This window comes from Rhodococcus sp. (in: high G+C Gram-positive bacteria), from assembly GCF_049286785.1.
Lineage (GTDB): Bacteria > Actinomycetota > Actinomycetes > Mycobacteriales > Mycobacteriaceae > Rhodococcus_F.
The window spans coordinates 1-1,960 of record NZ_JBAQEO010000022.1 but is presented as its reverse complement, the minus strand read 5'-3'; the positions used below and the strand labels follow the sequence as shown (position 1 = coordinate 1,960).

Genomic DNA, 1,960 nt, shown 5'->3' with positions numbered 1-1,960 from the left:
CCTCGAATATAGTTGCAGTGGCGGTTATGGTGCGCGCTTCGTTTCTTCTGCCCGATTCAGGCGGTGACCGGCTCCCGGACGTCGGCCAGTGGCACCGCGAACCGCTCTCGGAGAGTCTTCTCCTGGTACTCGTGACGGAACAGTCCTCGCTTGCGGAGCAGGGGAACCACGTGGACGACAAAGGTTTCGAGTCCGGACGGGAAGGCGTCGGGCATGAGGTTGAATCCGTCCGCGGCGCCGGTGAGGAACCATTCCTCGATGGTGTCCGCAACCTGCTCCGGGGTGCCGATCACGGCCCGGTGCCCACCGCCGCCATCGAGTTCGCGAAGAAGCTGAGCCAGGGTCAGATTCCGCTCCCGGGCCAACCCGACGACCGATTCGCGAAAGCCGAGCGACCCCGTATACGTGACGGGGTCGGGCGGTCCGTCCAGCAGCGACTCCGGGATCGGCTTGTCGAAGTCCAGCTCGGCGACAGGCACCCCCAGCGTCAGACTCAATCGGTCCCAGCCGAAGTTCGGGGGAACGTGAGTGCGTAACTGTTCGTGTCGCGCAACCGCCTCCGCTTCGGTCGAGCCGATCACTGTGATCAGGCCCGGCAGGATCTTCACATCGTCGGGGTTCCGGCCGGCCCCACGCGCGACGTCCTTGACATGCTTGTAGTTCTTGCGGCCCGCAGCAAGAGTCAACTCTGCCGAGAAGACGCCGTGTGCGGTGCGTCCCGCGAGCTCACGGCCCGCAGGCGATCCGCCGGCCTGAACGAGCGGCGGCTGCCCCTGCTCGGACGGCGGCACACGCAGCACGCCGTCGATGTCGAAGAACTCGCTGTGATGCGCGACCGGGACACCGGTTCGGGCACTGTTCCACAGTTCCGTCACCACGCCCACGAACTCCTCCGCGCGCCGGTAGCGGTGATCACGATCAGGAATCTGCTCGAAGCCGAAATTTGCCGCTGCGGTCGGTGAATACGTGGTCACCACGTTCCACGCCACCCGTCCACCACTGATGTAGTCCAGCGTGAGGAACCGCTCGGCGAGATCGAACGGGTCGTTGAACGTGGTCGAGGCGGTGCCGATCAGGCCGAGATTCTCGGTCGCCGTGGCCACGGCAGACAGAATCACCGATGGCTCCAGTGCCCGCGTCGGCTTCACTCTCGGGTTCTCCCAGAAACCCGGACCGTCGGCGAGGAAGAACGCGTCCAAGGTTCCGCGCTCGGCGATCTGCGCGACCCGGACGAAATGGTCGAGGTCGACGAACGAGAGCGAATGCACGTCGTCGAGCGTCCACGCTCCGGGAGCCACTCCCACGTCGAGCACGTTCACATTGAGCACAAGTTCACGTCGAGATCGATTCATGACACCGCTCCGTCTTCAGAAGTATCCGGTGTCGGGCAGCGGAGCATCGTTGACCACGAGGTCGCCGATCACCCGGGCCTTGTACACCGTGGGGTTGTGGGAGAACAGGGTTCGCAGGTTGCGCCAATGGCGGTCGAGATGCGCCGACTCCCTCGTGGCCGAGGCTCCTCCCACCTCGAACAACCTGGTGGCTGCTCGGAGCGCGATGTCCTCGATGGAGATCTTGACCTTGGCTGCCAGTACGGCGGCCTCCTGCTCGAGCCGGGCATCGACTCCGACCGTGCGTGCCACATCGGCCGCGACGTCCTGGGCCGCCGCGGCGGCACGCACCACCGACTCCGCCGCGAACGCCGCAGCGGACAGGGTGCCGACGATCTCGAGCAGCTGCGGATCGTGACGCGGCTCCTCCACGACTGCGAATACGAAGCTGCGCTTGCGGGCACGAACCAGCTCGACCGCCTCGGACGTAACAGTCCGCAGGATGCCCGCCGCGATCGCGTGCAGATAGAGCTGAGGGAGGCCCTGGCGAGGCCGCGTCTCCGTGTCACCACCACGGAAAGGCAGCGTCTCCGACTCGGCCACCGCGACACCGTCGAATACCGTTGTAC

At 65.7% G+C, this 1,960-nt stretch carries 1 protein-coding gene and 1 pseudogene; both read right to left on the bottom strand.

Annotated features, from left to right (window positions below; all coding sequences use genetic code 11):
* Positions 1-56: 56 nt before the first annotated feature.
* Positions 57-1,352 carry an LLM class flavin-dependent oxidoreductase gene (locus tag WAW17_RS01070; RefSeq protein WP_422331182.1) on the bottom strand — a complete coding sequence of 432 codons (1,296 nt, stop codon included), beginning with the start codon at positions 1,350-1,352 and terminating at the stop codon, positions 57-59.
* 15 nt (positions 1,353-1,367) lie between these two features.
* Positions 1,368-1,960: pseudogene (locus WAW17_RS01065) on the bottom strand (acyl-CoA dehydrogenase); the annotation flags it as partial.